The 26,794-nt window shown below is 61.2% G+C and carries 24 protein-coding genes; 12 read left to right on the top strand and 12 right to left on the bottom strand.

From position 1 onward, the window contains the following. Positions 1 to 79: 79 nt before the first annotated feature. The 8 genes from Q9295_RS15765 (at position 80) to Q9295_RS15730 (ending at position 8,883) form a co-directional block, all read left to right on the top strand. Positions 80 to 1,009 carry a carbon-nitrogen hydrolase family protein gene (locus Q9295_RS15765; RefSeq protein ID WP_306681546.1) on the top strand — a complete coding sequence of 310 codons (930 nt, stop codon included), beginning with the start codon at positions 80 to 82 and terminating at the stop codon, positions 1,007 to 1,009. Positions 1,010 to 1,196: 187 nt separating this feature from the next. Then, positions 1,197 to 2,645, top strand: coding sequence for an APC family permease (locus tag Q9295_RS15760; RefSeq protein WP_306681545.1), 1,449 nt, complete (start codon positions 1,197 to 1,199; stop codon positions 2,643 to 2,645). Between the two features lie 162 nt (positions 2,646 to 2,807). Beyond that, positions 2,808 to 3,788, top strand: coding sequence for a 3-oxoacyl-ACP synthase III family protein (locus Q9295_RS15755; RefSeq protein WP_306681544.1), 981 nt, complete (start codon positions 2,808 to 2,810; stop codon positions 3,786 to 3,788). Further along, the gene (locus tag Q9295_RS15750; protein WP_306681543.1) at positions 3,788 to 4,747 is read left to right on the top strand and encodes an NAD-dependent epimerase/dehydratase family protein; all 960 of its coding nucleotides are present in this window, start codon (positions 3,788 to 3,790) and stop codon (positions 4,745 to 4,747) included. The genes Q9295_RS15755 and Q9295_RS15750 overlap by 1 nt, the downstream gene beginning before the upstream one ends. Beyond that, on the top strand, positions 4,744 to 5,544 hold the full coding sequence (locus Q9295_RS15745; RefSeq protein WP_306681542.1) for an MBL fold metallo-hydrolase: 801 nt from the start codon (positions 4,744 to 4,746) through the stop codon (positions 5,542 to 5,544). Before Q9295_RS15750 ends, Q9295_RS15745 begins: the two co-directional genes overlap by 4 nt. Next, positions 5,541 to 6,791, top strand: coding sequence for a CoF synthetase (locus Q9295_RS15740; RefSeq protein ID WP_306681541.1), 1,251 nt, complete (start codon positions 5,541 to 5,543; stop codon positions 6,789 to 6,791). The genes Q9295_RS15745 and Q9295_RS15740 overlap by 4 nt, the downstream gene beginning before the upstream one ends. Beyond that, a complete protein-coding gene (locus tag Q9295_RS15735; RefSeq protein WP_306681540.1) occupies positions 6,788 to 7,891 on the top strand; it encodes a GNAT family N-acetyltransferase in 1,104 nt (367 codons plus the stop codon). The genes Q9295_RS15740 and Q9295_RS15735 overlap by 4 nt, the downstream gene beginning before the upstream one ends. Next, positions 7,888 to 8,883 (top strand): Rieske 2Fe-2S domain-containing protein, encoded by a 996-nt coding sequence (locus Q9295_RS15730; protein ID WP_306681539.1) that lies wholly within the window; start codon positions 7,888 to 7,890, stop codon positions 8,881 to 8,883. Before Q9295_RS15735 ends, Q9295_RS15730 begins: the two co-directional genes overlap by 4 nt. On the opposite strand, the gene Q9295_RS15725 is transcribed toward Q9295_RS15730, so the two are convergent. The 5 genes from Q9295_RS15725 to Q9295_RS15705 form a co-directional block, all read right to left on the bottom strand. Next, entirely contained in the window at positions 8,880 to 10,028 is a 1,149-nt protein-coding gene (locus Q9295_RS15725) for an ATP-grasp domain-containing protein (protein ID WP_306681537.1), read from the bottom strand. The two genes, Q9295_RS15730 and Q9295_RS15725, sit on opposite strands and share 4 nt — an antisense overlap. A gap of 74 nt (positions 10,029 to 10,102) precedes the next feature. Further along, on the bottom strand, positions 10,103 to 11,239 hold the full coding sequence (locus Q9295_RS15720; RefSeq protein ID WP_306681536.1) for an OpgC family protein: 1,137 nt from the start codon (positions 11,237 to 11,239) through the stop codon (positions 10,103 to 10,105). Further along, entirely contained in the window at positions 11,232 to 12,998 is a 1,767-nt protein-coding gene (mdoH, locus tag Q9295_RS15715; protein ID WP_306681535.1) for a glucans biosynthesis glucosyltransferase MdoH, read from the bottom strand. Before mdoH ends, Q9295_RS15720 begins: the two co-directional genes overlap by 8 nt. Positions 12,999 to 13,000: 2 nt before the next feature. Beyond that, positions 13,001 to 13,174, bottom strand: a complete 174-nt coding sequence (locus tag Q9295_RS15710) for a hypothetical protein (protein ID WP_306681534.1) — start codon at positions 13,172 to 13,174, stop codon at positions 13,001 to 13,003. Then, positions 13,171 to 14,790 carry an OpgD/OpgG family glucan biosynthesis protein gene (locus Q9295_RS15705; protein ID WP_306681533.1) on the bottom strand — a complete coding sequence of 540 codons (1,620 nt, stop codon included), beginning with the start codon at positions 14,788 to 14,790 and terminating at the stop codon, positions 13,171 to 13,173. The genes Q9295_RS15710 and Q9295_RS15705 overlap by 4 nt, the downstream gene beginning before the upstream one ends. Positions 14,791 to 15,269: 479 nt before the next feature. Between Q9295_RS15705 and Q9295_RS15700 the strand changes: the two genes are divergently transcribed. Together Q9295_RS15700 and Q9295_RS15695 are read left to right on the top strand one after the other, a co-directional pair. Next, complete coding sequence (locus Q9295_RS15700) at positions 15,270 to 16,100, top strand: alpha/beta hydrolase (RefSeq protein ID WP_306681532.1); 831 nt, start codon at positions 15,270 to 15,272, stop codon at positions 16,098 to 16,100. A 207-nt stretch (positions 16,101 to 16,307) separates the two neighbouring features. After that, positions 16,308 to 16,808: a hypothetical protein gene (locus tag Q9295_RS15695; RefSeq protein ID WP_306681531.1), complete on the top strand. Its 501-nt coding sequence runs from the start codon at positions 16,308 to 16,310 to the stop codon at positions 16,806 to 16,808. 110 nt (positions 16,809 to 16,918) lie between these two features. On the opposite strand, the gene Q9295_RS15690 is transcribed toward Q9295_RS15695, so the two are convergent. Next, complete coding sequence (locus Q9295_RS15690; protein ID WP_306681530.1) at positions 16,919 to 18,808, bottom strand: AI-2E family transporter; 1,890 nt, start codon at positions 18,806 to 18,808, stop codon at positions 16,919 to 16,921. 538 nt (positions 18,809 to 19,346) lie between these two features. Between Q9295_RS15690 and Q9295_RS15685 the strand changes: the two genes are divergently transcribed. Next, complete coding sequence (locus tag Q9295_RS15685; protein WP_306681529.1) at positions 19,347 to 19,862, top strand: hypothetical protein; 516 nt, start codon at positions 19,347 to 19,349, stop codon at positions 19,860 to 19,862. Positions 19,863 to 20,082: 220 nt separating this feature from the next. On the opposite strand, the gene Q9295_RS15680 is transcribed toward Q9295_RS15685, so the two are convergent. From Q9295_RS15680 to Q9295_RS15665, 4 genes are all read right to left on the bottom strand, one after another. Next, a complete protein-coding gene (locus tag Q9295_RS15680; RefSeq protein ID WP_373457474.1) occupies positions 20,083 to 20,244 on the bottom strand; it encodes a DUF1328 domain-containing protein in 162 nt (53 codons plus the stop codon). A 133-nt stretch (positions 20,245 to 20,377) separates the two neighbouring features. Further along, positions 20,378 to 22,033 carry a sensor histidine kinase gene (locus tag Q9295_RS15675; RefSeq protein WP_306681528.1) on the bottom strand — a complete coding sequence of 552 codons (1,656 nt, stop codon included), beginning with the start codon at positions 22,031 to 22,033 and terminating at the stop codon, positions 20,378 to 20,380. A gap of 41 nt (positions 22,034 to 22,074) precedes the next feature. After that, positions 22,075 to 22,653 (bottom strand): RNA polymerase sigma factor, encoded by a 579-nt coding sequence (locus Q9295_RS15670; RefSeq protein ID WP_306681527.1) that lies wholly within the window; start codon positions 22,651 to 22,653, stop codon positions 22,075 to 22,077. Beyond that, positions 22,650 to 22,835, bottom strand: a complete 186-nt coding sequence (locus Q9295_RS15665; RefSeq protein ID WP_306681526.1) for a NepR family anti-sigma factor — start codon at positions 22,833 to 22,835, stop codon at positions 22,650 to 22,652. Before Q9295_RS15665 ends, Q9295_RS15670 begins: the two co-directional genes overlap by 4 nt. 95 nt (positions 22,836 to 22,930) lie before the next feature. Here Q9295_RS15665 and Q9295_RS15660 point away from each other — a divergent pair, with 95 nt between their 5' ends. Next, positions 22,931 to 23,740, top strand: a complete 810-nt coding sequence (locus Q9295_RS15660) for a response regulator (protein WP_306681525.1) — start codon at positions 22,931 to 22,933, stop codon at positions 23,738 to 23,740. Positions 23,741 to 23,869: 129 nt separating this feature from the next. On the opposite strand, the gene Q9295_RS15655 is transcribed toward Q9295_RS15660, so the two are convergent. Together Q9295_RS15655 and Q9295_RS15650 are read right to left on the bottom strand one after the other, a co-directional pair. Beyond that, entirely contained in the window at positions 23,870 to 25,639 is a 1,770-nt protein-coding gene (locus Q9295_RS15655; RefSeq protein WP_306681580.1) for a CHASE domain-containing protein, read from the bottom strand. A gap of 259 nt (positions 25,640 to 25,898) precedes the next feature. After that, positions 25,899 to 26,390, bottom strand: a complete 492-nt coding sequence (locus tag Q9295_RS15650; protein WP_306681524.1) for a hypothetical protein — start codon at positions 26,388 to 26,390, stop codon at positions 25,899 to 25,901. Positions 26,391 to 26,794: the final 404 nt, after the last annotated feature.

Below are 26,794 nucleotides of genomic sequence, written 5' to 3'. Positions count from 1 at the left end.
CATTTTCTGTCCCTAAATATCCCACGGGGGTCCGGGGGTGTGAAACCCCCGGCGCCTGCCAAAAGCGCCGAGGTCATCCATGTCCGCACCCTTCACCGCCGCCGTCGTGCAGATGGCCGCCTTCCCCACCGACCCGCTCGCCACGGCGGAGAAAGCCACCCAGCGCCTGCGCGAAGCCGCCGCCAAAGGCGCGCAACTCGTGGTCTTCCCCGAGGCGCTGATCGGTGGCTACCCCAAAGGCGCCAGCTTCGGCGCCCCAATCGGCATGCGCAAACCCGAAGGCCGTGAGGCTTTCGCGCGCTACCATGCCGCCGCCATCGACCTTGACGGCCCCGAGGTGCAGATCCTCGCTGAGGCCACTGCCGAGACCGGCGCTTTCGCCGTCATTGGCGTGATCGAGCGTGACGGCGCAACGCTTTACTGCACCGTCCTCTATTTCGACGGCGACAAAGGCCTTGTTGGCAAGCACCGCAAATTGATGCCCACCGCCGGCGAGCGGCTGATCTGGGGCTTTGGCGATGGCTCCACCCTGCCGGTCTTCAAAACCCGGCTCGGCACCATCGGCGCGGTGATCTGCTGGGAGAATTATATGCCTGCCCTGCGGATGCATATGTATCACCAAGGTGTCAGCCTTTATTGCGCGCCGACCGCCGATGATCGCGACACTTGGCTGGCAACGATGCAACATATCGCCCTCGAAGGCCGCACCTTCGTACTCACCGCCTGCCAGCACATCACCCGCGCCGCCTACCCTGCCGATCATGAATGCGCCTTGGGCGATGCGCCCGAGACCGTGCTGATGCGCGGCGGCTCGGCGATCATCTCGCCCTTGGGCAAAGTGCTGGTCGGGCCGGATTTCACAGGCGAGACAATCCTTTACGCGACGATCGACCCATCTGAGATCCTGCGCGCGAAATATGACTTCGACGCCACCGGCCATTACGCCCGCCCCGATGTGTTCCAGCTTACCGTCGACACCCGCGCCAAGCCGGCCGTCAGCACCGAATAGACCGCAAAATAGAACCATTGCAGATGCAACGGAAACCTCCAAGGATTCCTGCATCTGCGAATTATTTATCTAACCCATGAGTAAAACTTTAAGCTAACCTTCCCATACTCCGCCCTTCGAAAAGGGCGAAAGACCAAAGAGACCGGCGGCAAGATCGGTCCTTTTAGGAACCAACAAGGAGTGGACAATGTCTGAAATCAAGGCAACTCCGACGAACCAGCTTCGTCGAAATTCGTTGGGGCTGATCGCCGTCACCTTCATGGTGATCTCTGCGGCAGCCCCGCTGACCGGTGTGGCGGGGGCAATGCCGCTCGCCTTCCTTCTGGGCAATGGCACCGGCGTGCCGCTGACCTTCATCCTCATCACGCTGTTGATGCTTGCTTTCGCCGCCGGTTATGTGGCGATGAGCCGGCATGTGAAGAACGCTGGCGCCTTTTACGCCTATGCCGCGCGCGGGCTTGATGGCCGCGTCGGCGGTGCTGTCGCCATCGTCGCGATGGTCTCTTACAACGCCATGCAATTTGGCCTGATCGGCCTTTTGGGCGGCATCTCGGCCGGCGTCTTTGGCGAGATGGGCCTCAACCTGCCTTGGTGGATGTGGAGCTTGATCGCGATCTTGCTCGTCGGCATCCTTGGCTACCGCCAAGTCGATCTCTCGGCCAAGGTTCTGGTCGCCGTCGTGGCGCTGGAATATCTGATCGTGCTGGTCGTTGACTTCGCGATCCTCTTCTCAGGCGGGCATGAAGGCACCGGTCTCGCAGTCAACATTTTTGATTTCAACGCCTTGACCACCGGCTCGCTGACCACCGCGATCCTGATGTGCTTTGGCTCTTTCATCGGCATCGAGGCCACCACGATCTATGGTGAGGAAGCCCGCGACCCCGAGAAAACCATTCCGCGCGCCACCTATCTCGCGGTGCTGATGATCGGTGTCTTCTTCGTCTTTACTACTTGGCTGATGATCGCCGGCACGGGTGCGGCCGAGTTGATGCCGATGCTCGGCGGCCTTGAAGATCCGACCGCGCATTTCTTCATTCTGGCGGAAACCTATACCAGCCCGACCGTGGCCATGATCGCTGGCCTTCTGCTGGTCACCAGCCTTTTTGCAGCGCTTTCAGCCTTCCACAACTACATCGCCCGCTACAGCTTTGTGGCCGGTCGTGAAGGTCTTCTGCCGCCGGTCTTCGGCCAGACCCATATCACCCATGAAAGCCCCCACATCGGCTCGGTGGTGCAAACCATCGGTGCGGTGATCGTGTTGGCGATCTTTGCCGGCCTGGGCCTTGACCCGATCGTGCATATGTTCACCTGGATCAGCCAGCTTGGCACTCTGGGCGTGATTGCGATGATGTGCGTGACCTCGATCGCAGTCATCGCCTTCTTCCGCAAACCGGGCATCACCGGCTCGCCTTTGCAAACGCTGATCCTGCCCTTGGTGGCAGCGGTGGTTCTGGCCGGGCTCTTCGCCTATATCTTCGCCAATTACGGTGATCTGACCGGCACCACCGGCGGCAATCTGGGCTGGATCTTGCCCTCGCTGATCCCGCTGGCCGCGATCATAGGCTTCCTTCTCGCATCGCGACTGAAGGCCAATGACCCGGCGCGCTTTGCCAAGATGGGCGAAAATCAGCGCTGATCTGTGGATCTGAGGTGAATATTTGCACCCCCGGAGGCAACTCCGGGGGTGTTTTCATGGCCCACCAAGGCACTCCGTAAGGTGCGGAATTCCAGACGCGCCTTTCCCTTGGAGGAACCGCGCCTTATGTCTGCAGTCTGACGCCGCGTTAAGGAATTGTTCATGCGAGTTGAGATTGCAGGCACAGGCCGCGCGCTTCCCGCTGCTATGGTCAGCTCAGCCACGCTCGATGCGCACCACGGCCTGCCCGAGGGGCGGATTTTCAGCCTGACCGGAGTGGCCGAGCGGGCGATCTGTCAAGACGAGAGCCAGATTGATCTGGCGGTGGCAGCCGCGCAAGCCGCGCTAGACGATGCCGGGATCCGCGCCGAAGAGATCAGTCTGATCATCGGCGCCTCTGCTGTGCCCTACCAGCCCATCCCCGCGACAGCGCCTTTGGTGATGGCCCGCCTTGGCATCGCCGATGGCCAAGCGGCAGCTTTCGATGTGAACAGCACCTGCCTTTCCTTTCTGACCGGATTTGAGACCGCCGCGCGGATGATTTCCCAAGGCGGCACAGCTTTGGTCTTTTCCTCCGAGCTTGCCTCGCGCGCCCTGCCTTGGGCGCAAGCTCCCGAGATTGCGGGGCTTTTCGGCGATGGCGCTGCTGCTGCCATCTTGCGTCCCGCTAAAGGCCCAGCCCGCATCGCCGCTTGCCTGATGCGCAGCTACCCTTCCGCCTATGAGGCCTGCGGCATCGGCGCAGGGGGGACAAGGTTCGACTTCACCCAAGAGCCAGAGGCCTTTGCAGAACATGCATTTTTCGCGATGGAAGGCCGCACCCTCTTCCGCCTTGCCGCGCAATATTTCGGTGGCTTTGTCACTGACCTTCTGGACCGCGCCGGCTGGCAGCATAGCGATGTCGATCTGGTGATCCCGCATCAAGCCAGCCCCGCCGCCTTGGCCCATATGATCCGCCAAACCGGCTTTGCGGCGGAGCGTGTGGTGAATATCGCCGCCGATTATGGCAACCAGATCGCGGCCTCGATCCCCTTCACGCTGGATCTGGCGCGGCGGCAGGGCCGCATCCGGCCCGGCATGCGGGTCTTATTCCTTGGCACCTCAGCCGGGGTCTCCTTCGGCGGCATGGCGCTGGAGGTTTAATGTCTGGCCGCATCCTGATCACCGGCGCCACAGGGTTCTTGGGTACCACTTTGCGGCGCGCATTACATGACCGAGACGTCATTGCCCAAAGCCGAGACCCCGCCCGGCTGGAAGCCCTGCCCGAGCCCGGTCTTGCTTGGGATCTGGCCGAGCCGCTGCCAGATACTCAATCCCTGCAAGGGGTTGAAACGATCCTGCATTGTGCAGCGCTCTCTGCGCCTTTTGGCCATTTGCACGACTTCCGCCGCGCCAATGTGGCGGCCACGGCTTTGGTCATCGCCTTAGCCCGCCGGCTTGGGGTGCGGCGGCTCGTGCATATCTCCTCGCCTTCGGTGCTTTTCGCGCCATGCGACCAGTTGGATCTCGATGAGACCACGCCCCTGCCCGCGCCCTACACGTCCTACGCCCGCACCAAAGCCGAAGCGGAGGCTCTGGTCCTAGCCGCCCCGGACCTCTCGCCAGTGATACTGCGTCCCCGCGGGCTTTACGGGGCGGGCGACACCGCCCTTCTGCCGCGCCTTTTGCAGGCCGCCCGCAGCCGCCCCCTGCCGCTTTTCCGAGGCGGTCATGCACGGATTGACCTCACCCATGTGGACGACGTGGCCACCGCCTGTATCGCGGCCCTTGATGCTGGCCCCGAAGCCTCAGGCCAGATCTTCCACATCTCGGGCGGCACCTCGCTACCAGTGACCGAGATCGCCAGCCGCGCCTGCGCCCGTGTGAATGTGGCGCTGCGCTGGCGCAAAATGCCGCTCCCCCCGGTGCTTTTCGCCGCATCCATCGCCGAACGCATGGCCCTTCTCACCCATGGTCGCGAGCCAATGGTGACCCGCTACGGTCTGGCACTCTTCGCCTATGCGCAAAGCCTAAACATCGGCAAAGCCGAGAAAATCTTGGGTTGGCGGCCTCGCATCAGCTTTGATGAAGGGCTTGATCGCACCTTCAAGGCCCGACCATGACACCGATTTTTAGCAACAGCGCCTTCGTCCGCGCGCCCGAAGCGCTGCTGAAACGCGGCGGCGCTTGGCGCGCGGTGAACCTGCAAGTGCGCTACGGTCTGATCCGCCATGCATCAGGCCCGATCCTGATCGACACCGGCTATACCGCCGAAAGCATCACCGCCCCCGGCCGTTCCTTTGGCTTGCGGATCTACGGGCAACTTCTACGGCCAAGGCTGATCGCCACGGGCCAACCGCAGGCCTTCCTCGCCCGCCAAGGCCTGCGCCCGCAGGACATCACCCGCGTCATCGTCACGCATTTCCATGCAGACCATATCTCGGGCCTGCGGCAATTCCCAAACGCCCGCTTCACCGCCAGCGCCCGCGCCTATGCCCGCATCCGCCAGCGCAGCACGGCAGGCAATCTGCGCCACGGGATATTCCCAGACCTCTTGCCCGATGATTTTGCCGCCCGGCTTGACCCTATCGAGCACCAAGCGGAAGGCCCATCGGGCCGTGACCTCCTTGGCGATGGCAGCCTTTTCACCATCGACCTGCCCGGCCATGCTGAAGAGCATTTCGGCCTTTATTTTCCGCAAGCTACGGGTGGCCCGCTCGCCTATGGGACCGATGCGCAATGGCTGATCGCAGCGCTCGAGCCCTCCAAAATCCCCGGTCCGCCGTTGCGCTGGATCGCGGAGAGCCCCGCCGCTTTGGCCCCTTCCTCAGCGCGGCTGACAGCTTTGCGCGATACCGGCGCGCGGCTAATGCTCTGCCACGATCCCGCTCTCACCGCCTTTGATGAGGTGTTGCCGTGATCGCCGCCATTGAGGTGTTAAGCTCCTATTTTCGCACCAAACGCCTCTCGCGCCCCGGTCTTTCGCGTGCCGATTTTGAAGCCGCCCAGACCCGCGCCCTCGCCCGCTGGCTCCACAACGATTTGCCGCAAGTGCGGGCCTATGCAGCGGCGCCGGCAAGGCTCAGCGATCTGCCGATCACCGATAAAGCCCAGCTGATGGCGCAATTTCACCGCTACAACCGCCCCGGCCTCACCGCCGAGCAGGCTTGGGCGGGGCTGGAAGGCGGCAAGATCGGCCGTTTGACCATCGGTTGCTCCACCGGCACCTCGGGCAATCGCGGGCTTTTCGTGATCTCCGAGGCTGAGCGCTTTCGCTGGTTGGGCAGTATCTTAGCCAAATGCATGGACGGCTTGCTAACCCGGCCTTCCCGCGTCGCGATCGTGCTGCCCCGCGACACAAGGCTGTATCACGCCGCGCGCCGCCTGCCTTGGCTGCAGTTGCGCGTCTTCGACATAACCATCGGCCCGGTCAACTGGCGCGCTGAATTGGAGAGCTTCGCGCCGACCGTCCTTCTGGCGCCGCCGCGGCTTCTGCGCCATTTCGCTGAAAGCCGCTATCGCCTTCAGCCGCAACGGATTTTTGCCGCAGCCGAGACCTTGGATCCGCCCGACCGGCCGATGATCGAGGGATATTTCAACCGCCCCCTCGATCAGATCTACATGGCAACCGAGGGACTATTCGCCACCACTTGCCGTCATGGCGGGCTGCATCTGGCCGAGGATGCAACCTTTTTTGAGTTTGAACCGGCGGGGGACGGGCTTGTCACTCCGCTCGTCACCGCCTTCCGCCGCGAGACGCAGATCATGGCGCGCTACCGGATGAATGATCTTCTACGGCTCGCCGATACGCCCTGCTCCTGCGGCTCACCTTTGCGTCACGTTCATGAGATTGTCGGCCGGATGGACGATTGTTTCAGGCTGGCTGGCGGGGTGCTTCTCACCCCTGATGTGTTGCGCAACGCCGTGTTAAGCGCCCGCGACATCGATGATTTTCGACTGGTTCAGCGGTCAGGAACGCAAGTGGAACTGCTGCTGCCGCCAGAGCTGCCGGAGGCCAGCGCCCAAGCGGCAGCCACAGCGGTTCAAGCCCTTCTAAACCAGCGCAGCCCCGGCGTGCAGCTCACTCTGACCCGCCGCCCACTGCCCTTGGACGCAACGCGAAAACTGCGCCGGGTCGAATGCGCCTTGCCGCAGGCTCTGCCATGACGGCGCAGGCCCACAACCGTCCCGAAGATGTCGCAGCCTTCGTGGCGCTCTTTCAGCGGCACGGCACTCCGGCGCTCGTCGCCAACCTAGAGACGAGGCTGCAAGTCGTCCAAAGCGGCGGGCTGAGTTTTCCGCTCAGCCTGAACGATGGGGCGGAGACCTGCTACATTTGCAACCCCACCAGCGGCTACATCGATTACGCCTTGGAAGAGACCCGGCACTTCGCGCGCAACCCTTTCCTGCGGGCCGCCTGCATGGGCCTTATTCGGGCCGCCCGGCCCTTTGTAAAAGCCAGTGGTCTTGATCGACAGGTGCAGATCAACAATTGGCTTTTTTCTACAAATCCAGTTCCGGCGCTTTCGGTGGCGCAAGCCGTAGATCTGCGGGACCAACTGTCCTCCACTTTCAAAACTCACGCCATCCTGCTGCGATCTTTGAACAAACTGGCAGATGCAGAAACCATTGCAGCCCTGCAAACTGCTGGGTTTGACCTGCTCCCGGCCCGACAGGTCTATATCTTTTCGGACATTTCCCCCGATCGCCCGCATAGCCCAAACATGCGCCGCGACCGCCTACATCTTCAGCGCTGCCCCTTCCCGCGCGTTGGCAATGAGGACTTCACCGAGGAAGATTACCCGGTCTGCGCCCAGCTTTACGCCGATCTATATTTGCGCAAATATACCCCGCTTAATCCCGACTACACCGCGCTTTACATCCAAGAGATGCACCGCGCGGGGCTTTTGGAACTCGCAGGCTTCCGCGATGAAACGGGCAGATTGATCGCCGTCACCGGGCTCTTTGCAAGCGGACGCACCCTGACGCAACCCATCGTCGGCTATGACACCTCACGCCCAATGCGTGAGGGGCTGTACCGGCTGATTATGCAAGTCGCACGCGATCATGCGGCCGAAAGAGGCATGTTTTTCAATTGCTCCGCCGGGGCCGCCGCCTTCAAGCGCCATCGCGGCGGCATTCCCGTCATCGAATATACAGCCGTCTACACCCGCCACCTGCCCCGCCGCCAACGCTGGGCGACGGCCCTGATGCGCCAGCTTTTGACCCGCATCGGCGTGCCACTTTTGCAAAGGTTCCGTCTGTGACCTCAGCCTCTCCGCATCAAGATTGGCAAGCCGTCGCGCTAAGCCGCGACATTGGCGCAAAGCCCCGGCAGATCTGGTGGGAAGGTCAGCCTTATGTGCTTTTTCGCGGGGCCGAGGGGCTCAGCGCGTTGCACGACCGCTGCCCGCATCGCCATGTGCCGCTCTCGGGCGGGCGCGTGCATCAGGGCCAGATCGAGTGCCCCTATCACGGCTGGCGTTTCAACGGCGGCGGGCAATGCACCGCTATTCCGGGGCTGATGACCCAACTTCCGCGCTACCGGATCCCGAGCCTCCGCACAGCCGAGCGCGGCGGCGTGATCTTCATCTCCACCGGCGATCCGACGCATGCCCCCTATCTCCACGCCGCCGAGGGGCAGGATGTTCGCAGTCTTCTGGTGCACAGCGAGACCCGCTCAACCCTGATCGATGCCGCCGAAAATATCCTGGACGCGACCCATACCCATTACACCCACAAAGGCCTGCTGCGCGGGCTGTCGTCCAAACGCTATGCGGTGAATGTTGAGGTAACTGGCGGGCCGAATTGGGTTGAGGCCAGCTATACCGGCGAAGATCGCCAGCAGGGCCTGATCTCGGCGCTGCTGGATGGGTCGCGGGTGCGGACCATTGGGCGCTACCGCCATCCCGGGATTGCCGAGTTGGAATATTGGGGGCCGAAGGGACTGGTTCTGGCCACGACCTTCCATCTGCGCCAAGCCAAGCCGGATCACGTGGAAGGCATCGGCCTTTTGGTTGGGCCGCGTCAGGGGGCTTGGGGCTGGCTGAAGATGCAGGCCTTCCGACCGCTTTTCCGCATCGCTTTGCAGCAAGACCGCAAGGTATTGGCGCAGGCCTTGGAGCGCTGGAATGAGGCAGGCCAGCCGCGCCCGCTGATCGGCCCCTTGGACATCCTGCGCGCCGATATCGAGGCGCTGGCGGCGGGACAGGCACCGCAGGCTGCCTCACATCCCCGAAAGCTGCAGATCGAGCTTTAAGCGCCCTGAGGCCCGTTCCATTCGATGTCACGGGTCGAGGCTTGTTGAAGGCTGATCCGCTCACGCAAGGCCTTTGCGGCGATCGCGCGCAGCGTGGCAAATTGGGCGCGCTTCGGCCCCGGATCACCGGGCCAATCGAGCACCTCTTGCACCTCACGCAAGGCGGTGCGGTAAGCCGGCAGCGCGCCCCGGCGCAAGGCCTGCGGCAGGCCGTAAGCCCAAAGTGCGAGCCGCACCCCTTGCGGGGCGGTAACATCAGGGGCCACATCGCCTTGGCCGAAGAGCGCCCGTGCGAACCCCGGCCCATCTTTGAAGAAATGCAGCCCGCTGGTGGCGCGGGGGTTGCATTCCAAAGGCAACACCCGCCCATCGGCCAGACGCATCAGGTCAAAAGAAATTTGGCCAGTCCAACCTGTGCCCGCCACGAAACGCTCAACAAAGCGCCGCGCAGTTGGGTCTTCGAGCGGCGCAAAAGCCACCGAAGCCCCTTTGCCCGCGCGGTAAAGCCCTCGGTAAAGCGACAATGCCCGCAGACGGCCATGATCGGCCAAGGCATAGGCGCAGATCTCCGTGCCCTCTAAATGGCTCTGCGCCACCCAAGGTGCGGCCTTGCTTGGCAAAACCCCCGTCAGCTCTGTCCCCTTGGGACGGATCAAGACTTGCGAGGCAAAGCGCGACCAGACCGGCTTAAGAACAAACCTCTGCAAATCCGGCCCCAACGCCTGCAGATCTTTCACAGAGGTCAAAAGCTGGGTCGGCGGAACCCCTAGTCCAAGCCGCTCGCAAAGGCCGATGAAGGCGTGCTTGTCATGGGCTTCGGCCAAGAGTGCCATCGGGGGCGCGTAAAGCTGCGCATTGTGAGGCGATTTGGCCCAGATTTGCGCAAGGTAGAAGACCTCCTCGCAGCTTGGCAGAACCAAGGTGATCGCTTCTCGCTCGATCAGCTGGCGCAATGCGGCCTCAAAGGCTTCAGGTTCAAAACGCGGTGGAGGCAACAGGTGGAAGCCGTGATGCATACGGCTTGCCTTGGCCATTGGGCAAAGCTGACTGTCGGCCATCAGCACGGTATGACCCGCGCTGCTCAGCAGTCGGGCCAGATGCAGGGCCACTGGGGCCCTTGCGCCCGTCACCAAAATCCGCGCCATGCCAAGCCCCCCTTTCAGCCGAGATGCCAAATTCGGCTGGCCCCTTCAATGGCCGCAAAGGCAAGGGCGCTGCTTTAGGCGGTGCGCGCGATCGCAGCGCTTTGCTTTTGCCCCTCGCGCAGGCGGGCGACGGCGAAGAGCACGCAAAGGCCCAACCCAATCAAAAGCGTGTCGAGAAGGAGCGAAGGCCCGGCCATCGCCTTCGTCAATTGCCCCACATAGGCCAGCACCGTGCCCGTGGCAAAGACCGGCAGAGAATGGCGGCCAAGCCGCGCCAGCACCGCGCCAAACCCGCTCGAGGCAATCGGCTTCAGCACTGGCAGGTAGCTCAGCGCATAGGCCAAAGCCAAGATATGCAGCAGGCGCGGCAGATGCAGCATGCCTTTGTCAAAGGCCACCAGCACCGAAGGCAGGCCAAACCATTGTTTAAGCTGCCATAGTGCGTGGCCTCCGGCTTTGGCGACGGCAGGAACCTGTACCCAGATTGCCGCCATGATCAAAAAGCCCCAAGCCAGTACAACAGCCCATTTATGATAGGGCAGGAAGCGGCGACCTTGCCGCGTGGCAAGCCCGGTTAAGACCCCTGCCACAAACAGCACCTGCCAGCTGAACGGGTTGAAAAACCAAGCGTTTGGCTGCGGATAGGTTGGCAGACGAATGAACCAGAACCCGGCCGCAAACCACATGATCAGTGACCCCAGCATCAGCGCGCGCGGCCAGCGCACCGCCAGCAGGAGCACGCCCGGCGCGGCCAGCAACAACAGAATATAAAGCGGCAAAATGTCGGCATAGGCGAATTGGTGCATCAAGACGGTGACCGAAGGCACATAGCTCCAAGGATCTTGCAGGACCGGCGCGATGTTGCGCGCCGCCGCCATTTTCGCCACGGCAGGATCGCCGATAAGGGCGGCGAAAAGCGCCAAGATCAACAGACAGCAAGGCACATGCACCGCCCAAAGCACCAAGGATCGACGCCAAGGCCGCAACCGCGCCACCATTGGGGCCGCTGCCATATAGGCCGGACCAAAGGCCAGTCCGGTGGCGATCCCTGACATCAGCACAAAACCCTCGGCCGCATCGGAGAATCCGAAATTGCGCGAGGTAAAGTTTTCCCAGAACGTGCCCGGAATATGGTTGATGAAGATCATCACCAAAGCCAGCCCCCGCAGGAAATCAATCCGGTGGTCGCGCGGTTTCTTCAGCTCAGGCAACCTTAGTCTCGCTCTCAAAAGCCCGGCCCCATTCGCGCAAGATCTCGTCATGGCGCTCAAGGATTGCGGGGTAATCCGCATCCTCAGGCACCAAGAACCCCTGCTCCCGGCCCGGTCGCGAGGTCCAAGCGATCAGCACCGGCGCGATCAGCATCGGCAAGGTCACCGGCATCAACCAAAGAAGCAGCACCGGCGCCAGCACATAGGTCGCCGCCATGCCAATCGCGCCGCACAGGCTAATCCAGCGGGCCGCCGCCCAAGCATCGGCCAGATCAAGTCGGCCATCGCCGCGATTGTTCGGCGGCCAGCCGCCATCGCTGCCCAAGATCACTTGGAAGACCGAACGGCTTTGGAACGCCAAAAGCACCGGCGCGATCAGTGAGGACAAAAGCAGCTCCAACCCCACAGATCCCGCAGCCCGTGCCGCTCCGCCAAAGCTGCGCGCGCGGCCCGAAAAGATGGCTTCCAGCAAAACCAAGAACTTGGGCATCACCAGAAGACCGAAGACGCCCACAGCCAAGCCCACCGCCTTGGCGGTCTCATCATTGGGGAAAACCGGGAAAGGCCAGTTTTCCAGCGGGAAATAGTTCGGTTGCCCAACCCAATACACCGCCGCGATTGAAGCCGCGATGAAGGCAAGCCAGATCAGCGGCGCGATATAGGCGAAGATGCCTTGGATAAAGACAAAACGGCTCCACGGTTTCAGCCCCGGTGCCATAAGAACCTTGGAGTGCTGCAAATTGCCTTGGCACCAACGGCGGTCGCGCTTGGCGTGATCGACAATATTCTCGGGGCCCTCTTCGTAACTGCCCTGCAAGTCATCATCGAGCCGCACCGTCCAACCGCCGCGCGCAAGCAAGGCCGCCTCGACATAGTCATGGCTCATGATATGGCCGCCAAAGGGAGCCTTGCCGGGCAGTTCCGGCAAGCCACAGCATTCCGCCCAAGCCCGCATCCGCACAATGGCATTATGGCCCCAGAAGGGACCGGTCCGGCCCTGCATCGCGGCCAATCCGCGGGCAAAGATCGGCGAGTGGAAGCCAGCGGCGAATTGCATCGCACGGCCAAAGATCGAGCGGGCCCGCACCACCTTGGGCAGGGTTTGCAAAAGCCCCAAACGCGGCTCGGCCTCGATCCGGCGGATCATCTCGTGGATCAACGCGCCTTCCATCAGACTGTCAGCGTCAAGGATCACCGCGTAATCCCAAGCCGCGCCGGATTGGACGACGAATTCTTCGATATTGCCGGCTTTGCGGCCGGTGTTCTTTTCGCGGCGGCGGTAGAAGATCCGCCCCTGCCCATGCTGGCGGGCCAAAAGGCGCGAGAACCATATCCGCTCGGCACCCGCAATCGCCTCATCTCGGGTGTCTGAGAGGATGGCGATATCGACCGGCACGCTGGGATCTGCGGCGCGCAAGGAATCGTCCATCGCAGCGACGCGCGCGAAGGTGACCTGAGGGTCTTCATTGTAAACCGGCACGATCACAACCGTACGGCCTCGGATCGGTGCCGTCAGGCTCGGGCGTGGTTTTGCCCGCGAGGTCAAACCCAGCAAAGCGGTCGCCGCCCCCCATGCCAGCCACCAAGTCGAGAGGAAAATCAATAAGCTGCGCACGATGTCGAGCGGGTCGACCCCGTCTGTCGCTCCGTAGATGTAGAACACCATGCCCGCCGCAGCAGCCGCCAGAACGCTTAGCGCCACGGCCAAGGCCCGGGTACCGCCTGCGCGATCCCCGGTGTTTTCACTCTGCTGTGTCATGCTCAGCCCGGCCTACGCCGCCCCGAAGGCAGGGCAGTCACGATGCGGGCAAAGGCCCGCCGCCAGACGCCCGGCTCCGAGATCAGGATCTGCTTGGGCATATGCAAGGGCGCCAAAGGCGGCGCGCCGGCAAAATCCGCCACGACATCCGGCTGGACCGGCTGCTGCGCGTTCATTTGGTCACCCATTGATAAATCCACGTTTCCGTCAGTTTGCGGCCAAATCCGGCCACATGGGCAACGAATTCAACGGTAGCACCGGGCTGCGGCAGTACATCCAACACCAAACGCCAAGTGTCGGTTCCGTCGATCTTTGACAAGGTCTGCACCGCAATTGTGCCGCCTTGGATGTTCACGACCGGCTCAAGCACGGCATTGGGCGGCAGATCTGCCAGCATTCCGCCGGCAAAATCGACCACGAATTTGCGAGTGCCGGCCGCATTGGCGACGCCCGAAACACCGCCCTCGCCTGCGCGGGTTTCTTTGACAAAGGCCAGATCATCCAAATGATCCTCGGTCAGCGCGCCCCAGATCAGCCGATAGGAGAACTCAGCCATCTGGCCGGGCACAGGCTTGGTCTCGGGCACCCAAAAGGCGACGATATTGTCGTTGACCTCAAGATCGGTCGGGATCTCGACCAGACGCACCGCACCACGCCCCCAATCGCCCTGTGGCACCACGAGGGCCGAAGGTCGACGCTCGTAATGCGCGCTGGCGTCTTGATAATTCTCAAAATCGCGGTCGCGCTGCATCAGACCAAAGGCTTTGGGGCTCTCTTCCCCCAACCAGCTTTCGGTAAGCCGCACCGGGTTGTTCAGCGGCCGCCAGATCCGATCGCCATCACGGCGATGAATCAAAAGACCATCGCTGTCATGCACAGCCGGGCGGTAGTCATCGAAGCTAGAGCGGTTCTTTTCCGAGTAAAGGAACATCGAGGTCAAAGGCGCGATGCCGACCTGCTGCACCTCGGTGCGGAAGAAGAGCCGTGCCGTCACTTCGATCTCGGTATGGGCGCCGGGCCGGATCACGAAGCGATAGGCGCCCGTGCAGCTTTCACTTTCAAGGCTGGCGTAAAGCGTGACCGAAAGCGCGTGATCGGCGGGTTTTTCCAACCAAAACCGCGAGAAGCGCGGGAATTCTTCCGGCTGGCCCAACCCGGTATCGATGGCCAAACCGCGGGCCGAAAGCCCGTAGAAATTGTCGCGTCCCAAGGCCCGGAAGTAGCTTGCGCCCAAGAAGGCCACGACCTCATCAAACATATCGGCGCGATTGAGCGGCGCATTGATCCGGAACCCGGCCACACCCGGCAAAGGCTCATGCGCTGGAACCCGGTCTTTAACCCGGTCGTAGTAAAGGAAATCATCGGTCGAAAAGCCGATCGGATAAGCTTTACCTTCCGAGATTTCATAAAGGTTCACCGGCTCTGAGAAGAGCCAACCGAGATGGAAGGCATGCACATGGAAGCCAGCCTTCTCGCCCGCCCAATGCGCACGGGTCGGGTCGAACTGCACCGATTGATAGTCGTCGTAGCTGAAATTGGTAAAGAATCCCGCAGCTTTCGCAGGCGCGCTATGCGGCTTGGTCGCGCTGAGCCGCATCTCATCGGTCAGGCTGTCAAAGCTGAAGGGCTGCCCTTCGGGAGCGGCAGGAGGCGTAGGCTCAGCCGGCTGCGCGACCTCTGCACGCGCAGGGCCAGCCAAGATGGTGCTGCACTGCAGCATCGCCCCGGCGCCCAGCAGCGACAGCAAGCTGCGGCGGGTAAGGACCGCTGGCATCGTCCGGCGACCTGTCATGTCTTAACTCCTGCTCCCGATTCGGGATAAACGCCTCAATCTGTTACATATAAGATAAGGAGCGAAGCCGAGACATGCGGCGAATGCAGGTCAGGCTTGCTGCAACTGCAAACCCCGCATTGCACGCGACTCAAGCCCCGGTCGCCCCGGCTCAATATGCTGCGTTGGCGAAATGCGCGCCTCTTCGAATAAGGTCAATCGTCCTCATGCGCGGAGGCCAAAAATTCGCGCAAGGTTGAGCAGAATCTTGCCCATGTTCTGGGCAGTTGCGACGAATACCAGCACCGCTCCAATGGCTCGACTTTGGAGGCGGCGGGACGTGCCGTAAAACCGGCGTTGCGGCGGCATGATTTCGGTCTTTGCCCGCCGCAGCCGCTGCGCAGACTTGACGTGCAATGGCGGATCGGGTGCCATGCCCTAGCAAGGATTTGCGCCGCCCCAATCTGGGCCAAGTGCTTGCACTGCAAGGGGGGAAAGAAATGGAAATACAAGAGAGTGCCGCCGTTGATTGGGTCAATGGCGACCCAGTTGAGCTGCGCCGGATCCGTGCCAGCTCGGCCGAAGTGGTCTCGCCGGTGCTGCCGCCAGATATCGACATCCAAACGCTCGAACCGCTGGCCCCCTGCCCCGGCGGGCTGATTTTCACCCCGCCCAATCCGCACGGCACGCCGGTGGTCTATTTCCACGGCGGCGGTTTCATCGTGGGCTCGCCCGAGACGCATCGGATCAACACCGCTTGGATCGCGCATCTGACCGGGGCCGAGGTGATCTCGGTCCGCTATAGATTGGCGCCAGAGCACACCCTGCCCGCGCAGCCCGAAGATGGCGTCGCCGCCATTCGGCGCCAGTTGCAGCGCCACGAAAAGCTGCGGGTGATGGGCGATAGCGCGGGCGGCGCCTTGTCGCTTTGGGCCCATGCCGGTCTGACCGAGGCCGAACGCGCCCGGATTGAAGAGCTGGTGCTGTTCTATGCCGGTGGTCTGCCCGATGCGCCACCGCCAACCACCACCGATGAAAGCACCGGGCTTGGACCGCTGTCGATGGCGGCTTACCGGCGCAAGCTGGACCCAACCGGAATGATCGCTGCCACGCCGTCGCTCAACATGCGCCATCCCGACTTCCCGCGCCCGCAAAAACTGACCGTGGTCGCCGCCGGGGCCGATCCTGTCTGCAACCAATCAGAACTGCTCGCCACACTTTTGGGCGGCAGGCTGGTCATGGCCGAAGGGCTTGGCCATAGCTTTCTTGCGGATCTGCCAGCCCCGCATGCGATGCACCCGTTGCGGCAGGCCTTGGGTCTTGAAGGGTAAGATAGCCTAAGAGATTTGGGCGAAAGACCGGCGAGCCGCAGGCGCAAACGCGGCGGTTCGCCGCAAAGCTATGCATTTACCTGACGTAGCGTCATCTGCCAGTAAGGTCTGCAAGGCAGGCTGAGAGCGGAACCTGTTTTGCCTGCTCCACGTTGGTTTGGGTGGTCCGAGACAGGGCCCATGACGGGAACGACCGGAGAAAATGACATGTTTATGCACAGCACCGCGATGGCGATTGCCTCGACCGTGACCGCTGGCGCAATTGCCGCGACCAGCCTGCCCCCGCTCTCGCCCAGCGTTAATTTCGCTGCCGGGAAAGAAGGCTCAGCGCAGGTTGCTGCGGAAGATATCGTCATTCACGCCGCCGTCTCGCCGCAAGCTGCAACGGCTGCGCAGCCCGCGCCCTCCGTCTATGACGCCTTGGGCCATGCGCAAGCCACACCCGCGCAAACCTATTGCGACGCGCATGACGAGATGGTCGAGGGGCTAAAGCACGACTTCGCCGAAAGCCTGACCACCACCACAACCAACAGCGAGGGGCTGAAGATCGAGCTTTGGACCTCGTCCCTGATGGGGACATGGACGGCACTGCATCATGGCTCGGACGGGATCAGCTGCGTCGTTGCCTCAGGTGTGGATTGGAGCGACGCCGTGGACGGCCAAGACTTGATCCGCATTGCCATGCACGAAGTGGCCTATAACGGATAAGGTTTTTACGCTGGCAGCGAAGCCAGATCCGCTCCCCTTCGATCTGTAAAAATGAAAAAGCGCGCGCCTCTATTCGGGCGCGCGCTTTTCGTTCACCCCGTAAGGGCTTCTTATACAGCCAAATCCGCAGCCTCGAGCGCCTCAATCGGCAGGCCAAAGGCCAAGGCCGTTGCCTCTTTCATACCCACGGCCACGGCATCCGCGCCGTTCTTATCAAGCGAGCGCCCCTCTTCCGCCGCCTCGGGATCCGCGGCATTGGGCCAAGTGGCAAGCACCACCCGCAAGCCCGAGAAGCGGCGCCGCAGCTGGCGCAACTGTGTCACGGCGGCAGGCTGGCTAGCACCGTCGAGCGCCACGATCATGAAGGCATCAGCGCCAAACTCACGCAAGGCCCGGCCCGGCAAGGTGCGGTGTTCCATGACCAAAGTCTCGGCTCCGCGCGCGCGCAAGGACTGGCCAACAAGCTCTGCCGCGGCATCGTCAAGCTCAGTCCGCGCGCCCATGACGGCCACCCGCCGCCCTTCGCCCGGCAGGGTCGCGGGCGGCGCTTCGCCCTCGGCCAAGGGTTCGGGGATAAGCTCTTCTTCGATCACCGGCTCCATCTTTTCGGCCAAAGCAAAGATCGAATTGGCGATCCGGTTGGCCTGCTGGTCGGTGAGCTGCCCCGCCTCATGATCGGCTTGCGCCATCACAAGCACCGGCAAAGCTTGCGTGTCATAATAGGCGACGATCTCTTCCGCAGGTTCATCGGCGCCCGAGGCCAAAGTGGTCGCCTCTTCAAAGACAAAGACATGGCCCGTCAGCAACCGGTCATATAGTCGAGAGGTTTCCTCCAGAACCGGGTTGTCGCCCAAGAGCACCGAGAACACGCGCAGACCGGGAATATGTTGGCCAATCACCACAAGGCACACTGTCAGCGGTGTCGCAATGATGAGACCCGCCGGCCCCCAAAGCCAAGTCCAGAACATCGCCGATATGATCACCGCCAGCGGGCTGACACCGGTTTTGCGACCGTAAAACCAAGGCTCGATCACGTTTGAAGTGGTAAACTCGACCAAGACAAACAGACCCGCCGTCCAAAGGACCAAAGACCAGTCCGGCGAGACGGCGAAGGCCATCAAAAGCGGCAAGATCGCCGAAAGCGCGGTGCCGATATAAGGGACGAAGCGCAAGATCAGCGTGACGATGCCAAAGAAAAGCGCGTTTGGCACGCCGATGAGCCAGAGCCCCAGCCAGATCGGCACCGCATAGATCACGTTAACCATCAGCTGCGCGACGAGGTAGCTCGAGACCCGCGCCCCCGCCTCGGCCAGCATACGCGATGTGCCGACGATATTGCCGCCCCCGATCAGCGCCACCAAACGGTCGCGCAGCTCGCCACGCTCGAGCAGTGCGAAGACCACGACCACCGCAATCAGACCAAAGACGATCACCGGGCTTAGCGCGGGCAGGATCACCCCATTCAGCCAATCGGTGAGACTGGTGTGGTCCACCACCTGCACCTGCATCGGTCCCGTGCCGGTATTTTCAACGGGCTGCAAGCGGGCGCCAATATCGCCCACCATCTCTTGCAGCCTTGCCATCACCTTGCTTTCGCTGCCCATCTCAAAGATGGCATCGATCTTGCCGATGACATTTCCCTGATATTGCGGCAGGTTAGAGCCGATGACGCTGAGCTGATAGGCGAAGATCAACACAAAGGCCCCAAGCAAAGCGAAGGCCGCGACCACGGTGATCACCACGGCCACCTTGTCGCCCAAGCCAAGCCGCCGCAGCGCATTGACCACCGGCGTCAAGATAAAGGCAAAGAGCATCCCCATCGCAAGCGGCAAGAACAGCTCCTGCCCGACCGAAAGGATGACACAGACCGCGACAATGACCGCCATCACAGGAAGCGTCACGATCGAGGCACTTTCCGGCCCCTGCGGTTCTTCCAGGGCGCGGGTGCCGATGCGGTGCACCGCGGTCCGCGGCTCGCCGCGCGCGGTCTCGGCCCGCACCTCTGCCCGCCGCGCAGTAGACTTTGCCGCAACTGCAGTCGCCGGCTTCGCAGTGGCTCTCGCGGTGGCTTTAGCCGCTGGCGGCTTGGCCGGCGGTTCTTTCGGCCCTTGGTCGGATGCACTCATGTTCTGTCCCCCACCCGCACTCTCATCAAGATTGGTGCTGGTCACGTTAACGACATCGCGCGCGGCTGGGTTCCGCAGCCTTGCTGACTTTGCACCAAAATCGGCCGCCCCAATACATATTTGTTAAGATACTGATTTAGCGTAAAAAAGCATCAGACAACGCACACCATAGCGGCCCCCCTCCTGTCGGTCGTCACCAATTCTGCAGGGCCAGCCCCCTTTATTCCCGGTGTTATCGGGCTAAGCTTGGGAACCTAGGCTATCGGTCCGCGTTAAGAGGTAACTGCAAAGCACCGGACCGGCGATCTACGGACCCGCCAATGCCAAAGGCAACCCGCGCCACTAGGCCCCCAGTGGGCTTCGGTCAAAGGCGAAAACGGCCCGCAGTTACAGCTGAAGAGGGAAAGTGACGATGGCTAGCCCCCCAACTCCCCCCCGCCGTCCCGTCGTCTTGATCAATGCCGAGGCGCTTTTTCGCATCGATTTAGAGCGCGTGGACAATGCCGATGCCGTGCTTTTGGTCGCGGGTAGTCAGATTGTCGACATGACGCTGGCGGAGCTGGCGGTGCCGGGCGCGCAGATGATCTGGACTGATTTTCGCCAAAGCAGCTCGCTTGGACGGCTGCACCAAGAGATTGACGCCTTAGGCGGTCTGGACCAGATGGTCCTGGCCGGTGACGGCGCGCGGGCGGAGGTGGTGTTTTCCATGATGTGCGCGCTGTTGAGCTTACTTCCTGCCCTGCGCCGCCCCCGCCAAGCACAGGTCACTCTGATGCTGGACGACGGGCCAGCGGTTGCCAATCTGCAAGAGTTTCTCACACGACTCTCGCCCGGCCTGGCACAGCATGGAATCCTCGTCACCCTTGAGCTGAGCGCGCCGCAGATGCAGCCCCCGCATCTTGGAGCACGGCAACTTGGCCGCCCGTAAGCTTGGCCGCCCGTATTTGGGGGACCCTGGCCGCAGCTGATCCGGCCACGGCGCATATTCCCCACCGCACCATCTCGCCAAACGCAAAGATCATCACCCAGTGAGCCTATATCACCTGGCGATCTGTCTTGAGGCTTTTAGGCTTGCGCAGCAGCAGGGTTGAAGGGGGAGGGTCGGCTGGGGAGACCCGCCCGCCCCCTTCAATATCAACCGCGACGCATCACGCGGCCAATGAGCGACAGGACGAACAGCACCAAGAAGATACCAAGAAGATGAAGAACAAGATCTGCGCAATCCCGGCCGAGGTCCCGGCGATGCCGCCAAAGCCAAGGATACCCGCGATGATGGCGATGATCAGAAAAGTGATGGCCCAACCCAACATGTAACGCTCCCTTCACAAAAGGCGTGACCTTGGGAAAGCGCACGCCAGAACTGAAAGCTTAACGCCAATGCGAAAGCCAAGTTCCCGTGATCGCTTCGAAAATTGCGTGCGCAGGCGGAAATTTCAGACCGCGTCAATGCAAGTTGCGCGGGAAGGTCAGTTCAACCATCGAACGGTTATCCGCGATCCGCGTCACCACACGGCCGCGCAATTGGCCAGCAAACTGCGTCAGCATCCGGCGTGGCAGTGAGGCAAGCCCATGCGTTGTTTCGGGCTGGAACTCGGGCACGTTGGGGCCCTCAACATAAAGCCTGATATCCTGCCCCTGCACATCCAGCGCCACATCGACGCCGCCCTTCATCTGATCTTTGGCACCAAAGAAGCAGCTCACCGTCTCAGCCAGAGCCAGGGCCAACGGGATCGCGGCTTGCGCGGGCAAGGTGATCGGTTGGAATTGTTTGCGGGCCGAGCCAATGGGGATGCCGTGGATCTCTTTCAGCCGGTGGATGACGGCATTCAGCACGGCATCCATCGGCACATCCTGCCGCCCTTCCAGACCGTAAAGGCTGGTGTGGGTGGAAGACAAAGCAATCACCCGGTTGATCAGCCCGTCCAGCACGCCGCGCAGCGCCGGATCGCCGCTTTCGCGCCGATACATGCGCAAAACCGAAGCGATGATTTGCAGGCTGTTGCCACTGCGATGATGCACCTCACGCAAGAGCCTGTCTTTGTCGACAAGCAAGTTCTCCAACTCGGCCTCATCCTGCTCAATCGCAGCGATCAACTCGGCATAAACACCGTGCAGCCGCTGTATCTCGGCCGGCGAGTCCGCGATGCCGGGCACCGTCTCGCGCTTGCGATGCGACATATAGGCGGTCATCGCGCGCGCCAAAGCCCGCACATGGCGCACTACCAGCCGCTGCGAGGCAATATACGCTGCGATCAAGGCGGCGGCCCAAGTTAGCGCGGGCAAAAGATAGGGGATCACCCGCGAGGCCCAAGCCGAAGCACCGTGTTCTTGTTCCCAGATCGCCAGCAGATTCACATCATCTGCAACCCGCGTGATCGAGACAATGCGGCGCTGCCCATCAGTGCCGTAGCTGTAGTAAGGCTCTCCAACGCTACCGCCCAGCGCATTCAGCTGCAAGTTGGCCGGAAGCAGTGCGGGGATCTCCTCGACCGGCCTGTCCGCGGCCAAAAGCACGCCTTCAGACGTATATGTTGCCGTAAGGACGGCCTGCCACAGCCCATAATCGCTTTGGTAGGCTGCGGGGGTGATGGCTTGCTGAATAAGCATCAGCGCCACCGCGCCCATCTGGCGCCCTTGCGCATCAATCACCGGCACACCAACCATGATCACCGGCTTGCCCGAAATTGGCCCCTGCGGGATATAGGTCAAAGACAGGTCAGGCTTTTGCGGCAAATCCAGCAAGGCTGGCTCGGCTGCAATTTTGTCGAACTCGTCAGAGGAAGCGCATTCAATTTCGCCCTCGGTCGTGATCATCGTCACCAAAGTGGCCTGCGGCATCTCATCGACCACCGCTTTCATACGGCTGTTACAACTTTGGATGTCCAAAGGCATGCCGACCGAAAAGATGTAAGAAATCGTTCTCGCAGCCGATTGTGCATCTTGGATCAGCTCAATCTGCTTGCTGACCCCGGCCTGCGATGCGCCGTCGATGCCATGCAATATGGCTTGGTCCACTTGCCCGAGCGAGACCCAAGTCTGCACCATCGACAGAATGCCCAATGGCAAAAGCGCCATGACCAGCGTGGATCCCAGCAACACGCCCAATGAGCTGGCCGAGAACCGGGATTTGCGCCGCCAACTCAACTGACGGCCGTCGATGCCCGTAGGACAACAGCTTCCGTGGCGCGATCCGTGCCCGAGAACATGTCTTCACCCTCTTCAAGCTGCAAAAGCTCGGTCAGCCGCTTTCTGGCGCGGCTGGCCCGACTTTTAACGGTACCAACCGCCACATTCATCATGCCCGCCGCCTCTTCGCAAGAAAACCCCGAGGCGCCAACCAATGTCAGCACTTCACGGTGCTCAGGGCTTAGCTGATCAAAGGCACGCTGAAAATCCTTCATCGCGAGACGGCTGTCATGCGCCGGTTTGACCGAAAGTGTGGCGGCAAATGCGCCATCGCTGTCTTGCACTTCACGCCGAGTTTTACGCAGGCTGGAATAAAAAGTGTTGCGCAGAATGGTAAAGAGCCAAGCATCCAGATTGCTGCCTGGGTCAAATTTATCCATATTTGCCCATGCCTTAAGGATTGTATCTTGAACCAAATCATCGGCCGAAGAGACATCACGGGTCAAACTGATTGCGAAAGCGCGAAGCCGCGGGATGGCCAATGCAAGTCCGTCACGTGGATCTGGGGAAGCGGCTGCCAACTCGACACTCAAGAGCCGCCCCCTTTACCGGGCTCGCCGGAACTGTCTTTTGCTTTAAGCTGTGCAAGTAAATCTTTGAATCTATCCGGCAATTCTTCCGAGGCGGTGCGCGCATAAACGCGTTTCAAATTCTCATCAATCTGGGCGCGGATGGCCAAGCGCCGCGTTGTCTCTTTGTCCTGCTCGCTCGACATTGGTCCACATTCCTGCGATCTGTGTGGAACCATACGCTCTCGCAAGCGTTTGGTTCCCACAAGATCGCTAAACAGCAAAATAAATTGGAGCTGAGATGATCGCTGAGGATGCCAACGACCTGTCCACCAAGGTTGCGCGCCATTTGCCCTATCTGCGGCGCTATGCGCGTGCGCTGACCGGCAATCAGAGCAGCGGAGATTCTTATGCTGTAGCTGTACTTGAATCGGTGTTGGCCGACCCCAATCTGGTCGCCAATCATCCCGACAGCCGCTTGGCGCTTTTTGCAATTATGCACTCGATCTGGAACAGCTCGGGCGCACCGACTGGCGAAGCGGACAATGGCGTGTCCGGCCGCGCCCAATCGCATCTGGCGGCGCTGACGCATAATTCGCGCGAAGCTTTGCTGTTGAAAACCATCGAAGGTTTTGACACCGACCAGATTGCTGCGATCATGGGGATCGACGGCGATGAGGCCAATCATCTGGTGGAGATTGCTTTGCGGGAAATGGAAGCCTCGGTGCGCGGCTCGGTGCTGGTGATTGAGGATGAGGCGATCATCGCGATGGACATCGCAGATATCGTCGAGACGATGGGCCACCGGGTCACCGGCAATGCCCGCACGCATGCCGAGGCGGTGAGCATGGCCGCAACCGACCGCCCCGATCTGATCTTGGCCGATATTCAACTGGCCGATAACTCCTCGGGCGTTGAGGCGGTGAATGAGATCCTGGCGCAGTTCGGCGCTTTGCCGGTGATCTTCATCACCGCCTTCCCCGAGCGGCTTTTGACCGGTGAGCGGCCCGAGCCTGCTTTCTTGATCAACAAGCCCTATACCGAAGAGCAAATCCGCTCGGCGGTCAGTCAGGCAATGTTCTTCGCGTCGACCGATACGCTGGCGGTCTAAGTCCCTCGGTCAGGTCGAGCACGAAGGTTCGGGCGGGGTGCGTCGCGCCCTTCCCGGCCGCGCCCCATTCATAGGACATGCAGGGCTGCGGTCAGGGATTTGCAGCATTACCGGCATTCCTAAGCAAAGCTAGCTTGGCAACGGCCCTTGCGCTTCAGTGCCGCGCCCGCTGGGGCGAGCGAGCGGGCGTCCGACATTATGCGCGCCGGCGCGATCTGGGCTGCGATTGGGTCGCTGGCCCGGATTTAGCGGGAAGCGCAGCGCGATCCGCAATCCGTCCGACGCCAGCTCACGGGTGATGCTGCCCGAAAGCTCACTCTTCAAGCTCACCTCGATCAAACGCGAGCCAAAGCCCTTGCCGCCAAGCCCCGCTTGCAGCTTTTCGTCGCTGACCGGGAAGTGCTCGATCCAGTCCATGACCAGTTCTGCCCCCACAGCCCCGGCGGCCGCCCCGTCACGCGGCGCGGCACCCTCTACGGTTTTTGGCAGCACCTGCCACTTCACGTTCAAGTTCTGATGCCCACCCGAAAGACCACCGTATTTCAAAGCGTTGGTCACCAATTCATGTACCACCAGAGCAAAGGCATGCGCCTGACGTTCATCCAGATAGACTGCCGGTCCGTCGATCAGATGCGCCACCTCATCGGTATCAAGGCACTGCTGCAGCTCTTTGCGCAAGATGGCCGTCAGTTCGGCCTGCGGCATCGCGGTTCCGGCCAGGAACTCTTGTACCGCCGCCATTGCTTGCAATCTGGCATCGAAGCTTTCGGTAAAGGCCTTTACGTCCGTCGCCCCACGCGCGCTTTGACGAGCGATGGATTGGATCCGGGCGATGTGGTTCTTAATCCGGTGTTTCATCTCTTGCAGCAGCAGGCTGCGATACTCGACCTCGCGAGAGGCGGCCGAGGCGACTTCACGGGCTTGCTCAGCCTCATGTTGCCGCGCCGCGATGGCAAAGCCGGTTGCTGCGGCAAAGAGTAAGGAGATCAGCCCTACCAGCACAGAGCCAATATGGCGCTGCCAATGAGTGGGCAACGTCTGGGCTATATCGAACTGCCATTGCCGCCCCATCACCGCGACCTCACGGCTCACATGCAGCCCCCCCACCGTCGGCTGCGCCTCACTGGAAAAGAGCGGCATATTGGGATATTCAGTGTCAGTGATGCGCAGGGCGACCGGCAGGTTGCTGGCCTCACCCATCGCGGCATCGACCAGATCCTCGCCTCGGAACGGCGCATAGACCATTGCCTGTGCTGTGCGGTCTTGGCGCGCATCGGTGATGATGCCGGAATAGGCCAAGAAGATCAAAAAGCCGTAGTTCTGACCGCCGCTGGCCTCTTGGATCAGCCGCACCGGGCCGCTCATCTCCGCCTCGCCGGTCAGAATGGCGCGATCAATCGCCGCCCGCCGCACCGGGTTTGAGTACATATCATAGCCAATCGCACCCAGATTGCCGCGCTCAACCGGCTCAAGCAAAACGATGGTGGCCCTCAAATCCTGATCCGTCATCGGATAGGCTTTGATCGGTGCACCATAAAGCGATTGGATCTGCGCCTCGACATTGGAGGTGTCTTCCACGTGGTCAAGCCGCGCCACGCCAATGCCCAGCACACCGGCAAGCTCTTGGTCCAAACCGACCGAGCTGAGGAACACCAGAAATTTCTCGCGGCCCAGCATGCCCCGCTCAGAGGCGAACAGCCCTTTGGCCGCTTTGATCAGCACCAGATGCTCACGCAGCCGCGTCATGATCATCTCAACGGAAAGGTCGGCCGCGCGGTTGAACTCAATCTCGGCCCGCCGCACTTCGGCGACATAAACCGCGCTGGTCATTCCGATGCCGACCAATGCGGCTGCAACCGTGGCGACAAAAGGAAGTCTACGCCCCAAGAAGGCCTTCATATAGCGCACCAGTATTCGATCCACCCACGACCGAGGGACCCCGCGCATAAAGCGGAAACAGCATCAAACATGGCCAAAATCGTCACACCCACACAGTGAAAGATGGCCCGCCGTACCACTTTCCAAGAAGAAGCTTACCTTAAGATATTATTTTTGCAATTGAGAGACAAAAATTCGTGACACTGCAAATAAGGGGCCGCACCTTAAGGCGCGACCCATTATAACTGAAATATAAATTCAGTTATTGCAAAGACATGGCTTATTTCAGCCGCGAAACAACGCCCTCTGCGAAAGCGTCAATCAGCTTGCGGTAGCTTTCATCCGTATCGGTGGTCGAGAGCATCAGCGTCGTCGTGCCCTCGGGTAGGATCACCGCGGCATTTTCCAGCGAAACGCTCAGCTCATAAGCATCATAGTTGGAGTTGTCGGTCTGATCGTTGATATTGACTTGGCCAACCAGCACGGCATCGCCAAGGTTCAATTCGCGTTCAAAAGCATTGGCCAGCTCAACTTCGCGAATATCGACCAAGACATCGGCGCCTTCTTCGGCCATCAGATCGCCAACGCGGGCGCCGATTGCAGCCTCAAGATCCTTCTCGATGTTGCCCCAATAGGCGACAGCCTTTTCGTTCTGGATCGCCGTCAAATCGACGGTGACATCAACTTTGGCGATTTGGTCGACCTTGGCATAGGCAGCCCCGCCCATAAGGGTGGCAAGCAGCGTGGCGGCAATAACTTTACGAGTGATCATGTTTATCTCCACATCAACAAGGCCAGAGATCCGCGTCAGCGTGTCGTGCCAAAGGCGGCTGTCCGGCGATTACGGCAGTTAACGAGGCAGATCGGATCAGGTTCCCGTGCTACGATCACATTCCAGTTTACGCCGCGCTTGAAACGCGCTCCCATGGCATAATTGCGCCGAGCTGCGTTTCGATATGGCACAAGATCGCGCATTGGCTCGGCAATCTTGCCGAACCCGCACCGCTTCGGAACCTATGCGCCAGCTGGGGGTTCTTCTTGCAATGGCAATCACATTTGGAAGGATGACCCGATGAACTGGGATCAAATCGAAGGCAAATGGAAAGAGCTTAACCTGCATTCCCCAAGTGGCGTGTCGTTTGAGGTGAAGATCGCCTGTATCCGAGCGCTAGACAA

This window comes from Pseudogemmobacter lacusdianii (assembly GCF_030848395.1).
GTDB classification, from domain to species: domain Bacteria; phylum Pseudomonadota; class Alphaproteobacteria; order Rhodobacterales; family Rhodobacteraceae; genus Pseudogemmobacter; species Pseudogemmobacter lacusdianii.
This window is presented reverse-complemented; position numbering and strand designations above follow the sequence as displayed.

Excerpts from the sequence above, each read along its gene's own strand:
- Q9295_RS15735 (WP_306681540.1), top strand. The coding sequence starts at position 6,788 with ATGACGGCGCAGGCCCACAACCGTCCCGAAGATGTCGCAGCCTTCGTG.
- Q9295_RS15745 (WP_306681542.1), top strand. The coding sequence starts at position 4,744 with ATGACACCGATTTTTAGCAACAGCGCCTTCGTCCGCGCGCCCGAAGCG.
- Q9295_RS15655 (WP_306681580.1), bottom strand. The coding sequence starts at position 25,639 with ATGAAGGCCTTCTTGGGGCGTAGACTTCCTTTTGTCGCCACGGTTGCA.
- Q9295_RS15750 (WP_306681543.1), top strand. The coding sequence starts at position 3,788 with ATGTCTGGCCGCATCCTGATCACCGGCGCCACAGGGTTCTTGGGTACC.
- mdoH (WP_306681535.1), bottom strand. The coding sequence starts at position 12,998 with ATGACACAGCAGAGTGAAAACACCGGGGATCGCGCAGGCGGTACCCGG.
- Q9295_RS15685 (WP_306681529.1), top strand. The coding sequence starts at position 19,347 with ATGGCTAGCCCCCCAACTCCCCCCCGCCGTCCCGTCGTCTTGATCAAT.
- Q9295_RS15665 (WP_306681526.1), bottom strand. The coding sequence starts at position 22,835 with ATGTCGAGCGAGCAGGACAAAGAGACAACGCGGCGCTTGGCCATCCGC.
- Q9295_RS15710 (WP_306681534.1), bottom strand. The coding sequence starts at position 13,174 with ATGAACGCGCAGCAGCCGGTCCAGCCGGATGTCGTGGCGGATTTTGCC.
- Q9295_RS15725 (WP_306681537.1), bottom strand. The coding sequence starts at position 10,028 with ATGGCGCGGATTTTGGTGACGGGCGCAAGGGCCCCAGTGGCCCTGCAT.
- Q9295_RS15760 (WP_306681545.1), top strand. The coding sequence starts at position 1,197 with ATGTCTGAAATCAAGGCAACTCCGACGAACCAGCTTCGTCGAAATTCG.
- Q9295_RS15765 (WP_306681546.1), top strand. The coding sequence starts at position 80 with ATGTCCGCACCCTTCACCGCCGCCGTCGTGCAGATGGCCGCCTTCCCC.
- Q9295_RS15700 (WP_306681532.1), top strand. The coding sequence starts at position 15,270 with ATGGAAATACAAGAGAGTGCCGCCGTTGATTGGGTCAATGGCGACCCA.
- Q9295_RS15680 (WP_373457474.1), bottom strand. The coding sequence starts at position 20,244 with ATGTTGGGTTGGGCCATCACTTTTCTGATCATCGCCATCATCGCGGGT.
- Q9295_RS15695 (WP_306681531.1), top strand. The coding sequence starts at position 16,308 with ATGTTTATGCACAGCACCGCGATGGCGATTGCCTCGACCGTGACCGCT.
- Q9295_RS15755 (WP_306681544.1), top strand. The coding sequence starts at position 2,808 with ATGCGAGTTGAGATTGCAGGCACAGGCCGCGCGCTTCCCGCTGCTATG.
- Q9295_RS15650 (WP_306681524.1), bottom strand. The coding sequence starts at position 26,390 with ATGATCACTCGTAAAGTTATTGCCGCCACGCTGCTTGCCACCCTTATG.
- Q9295_RS15705 (WP_306681533.1), bottom strand. The coding sequence starts at position 14,790 with ATGACAGGTCGCCGGACGATGCCAGCGGTCCTTACCCGCCGCAGCTTG.
- Q9295_RS15660 (WP_306681525.1), top strand. The coding sequence starts at position 22,931 with ATGATCGCTGAGGATGCCAACGACCTGTCCACCAAGGTTGCGCGCCAT.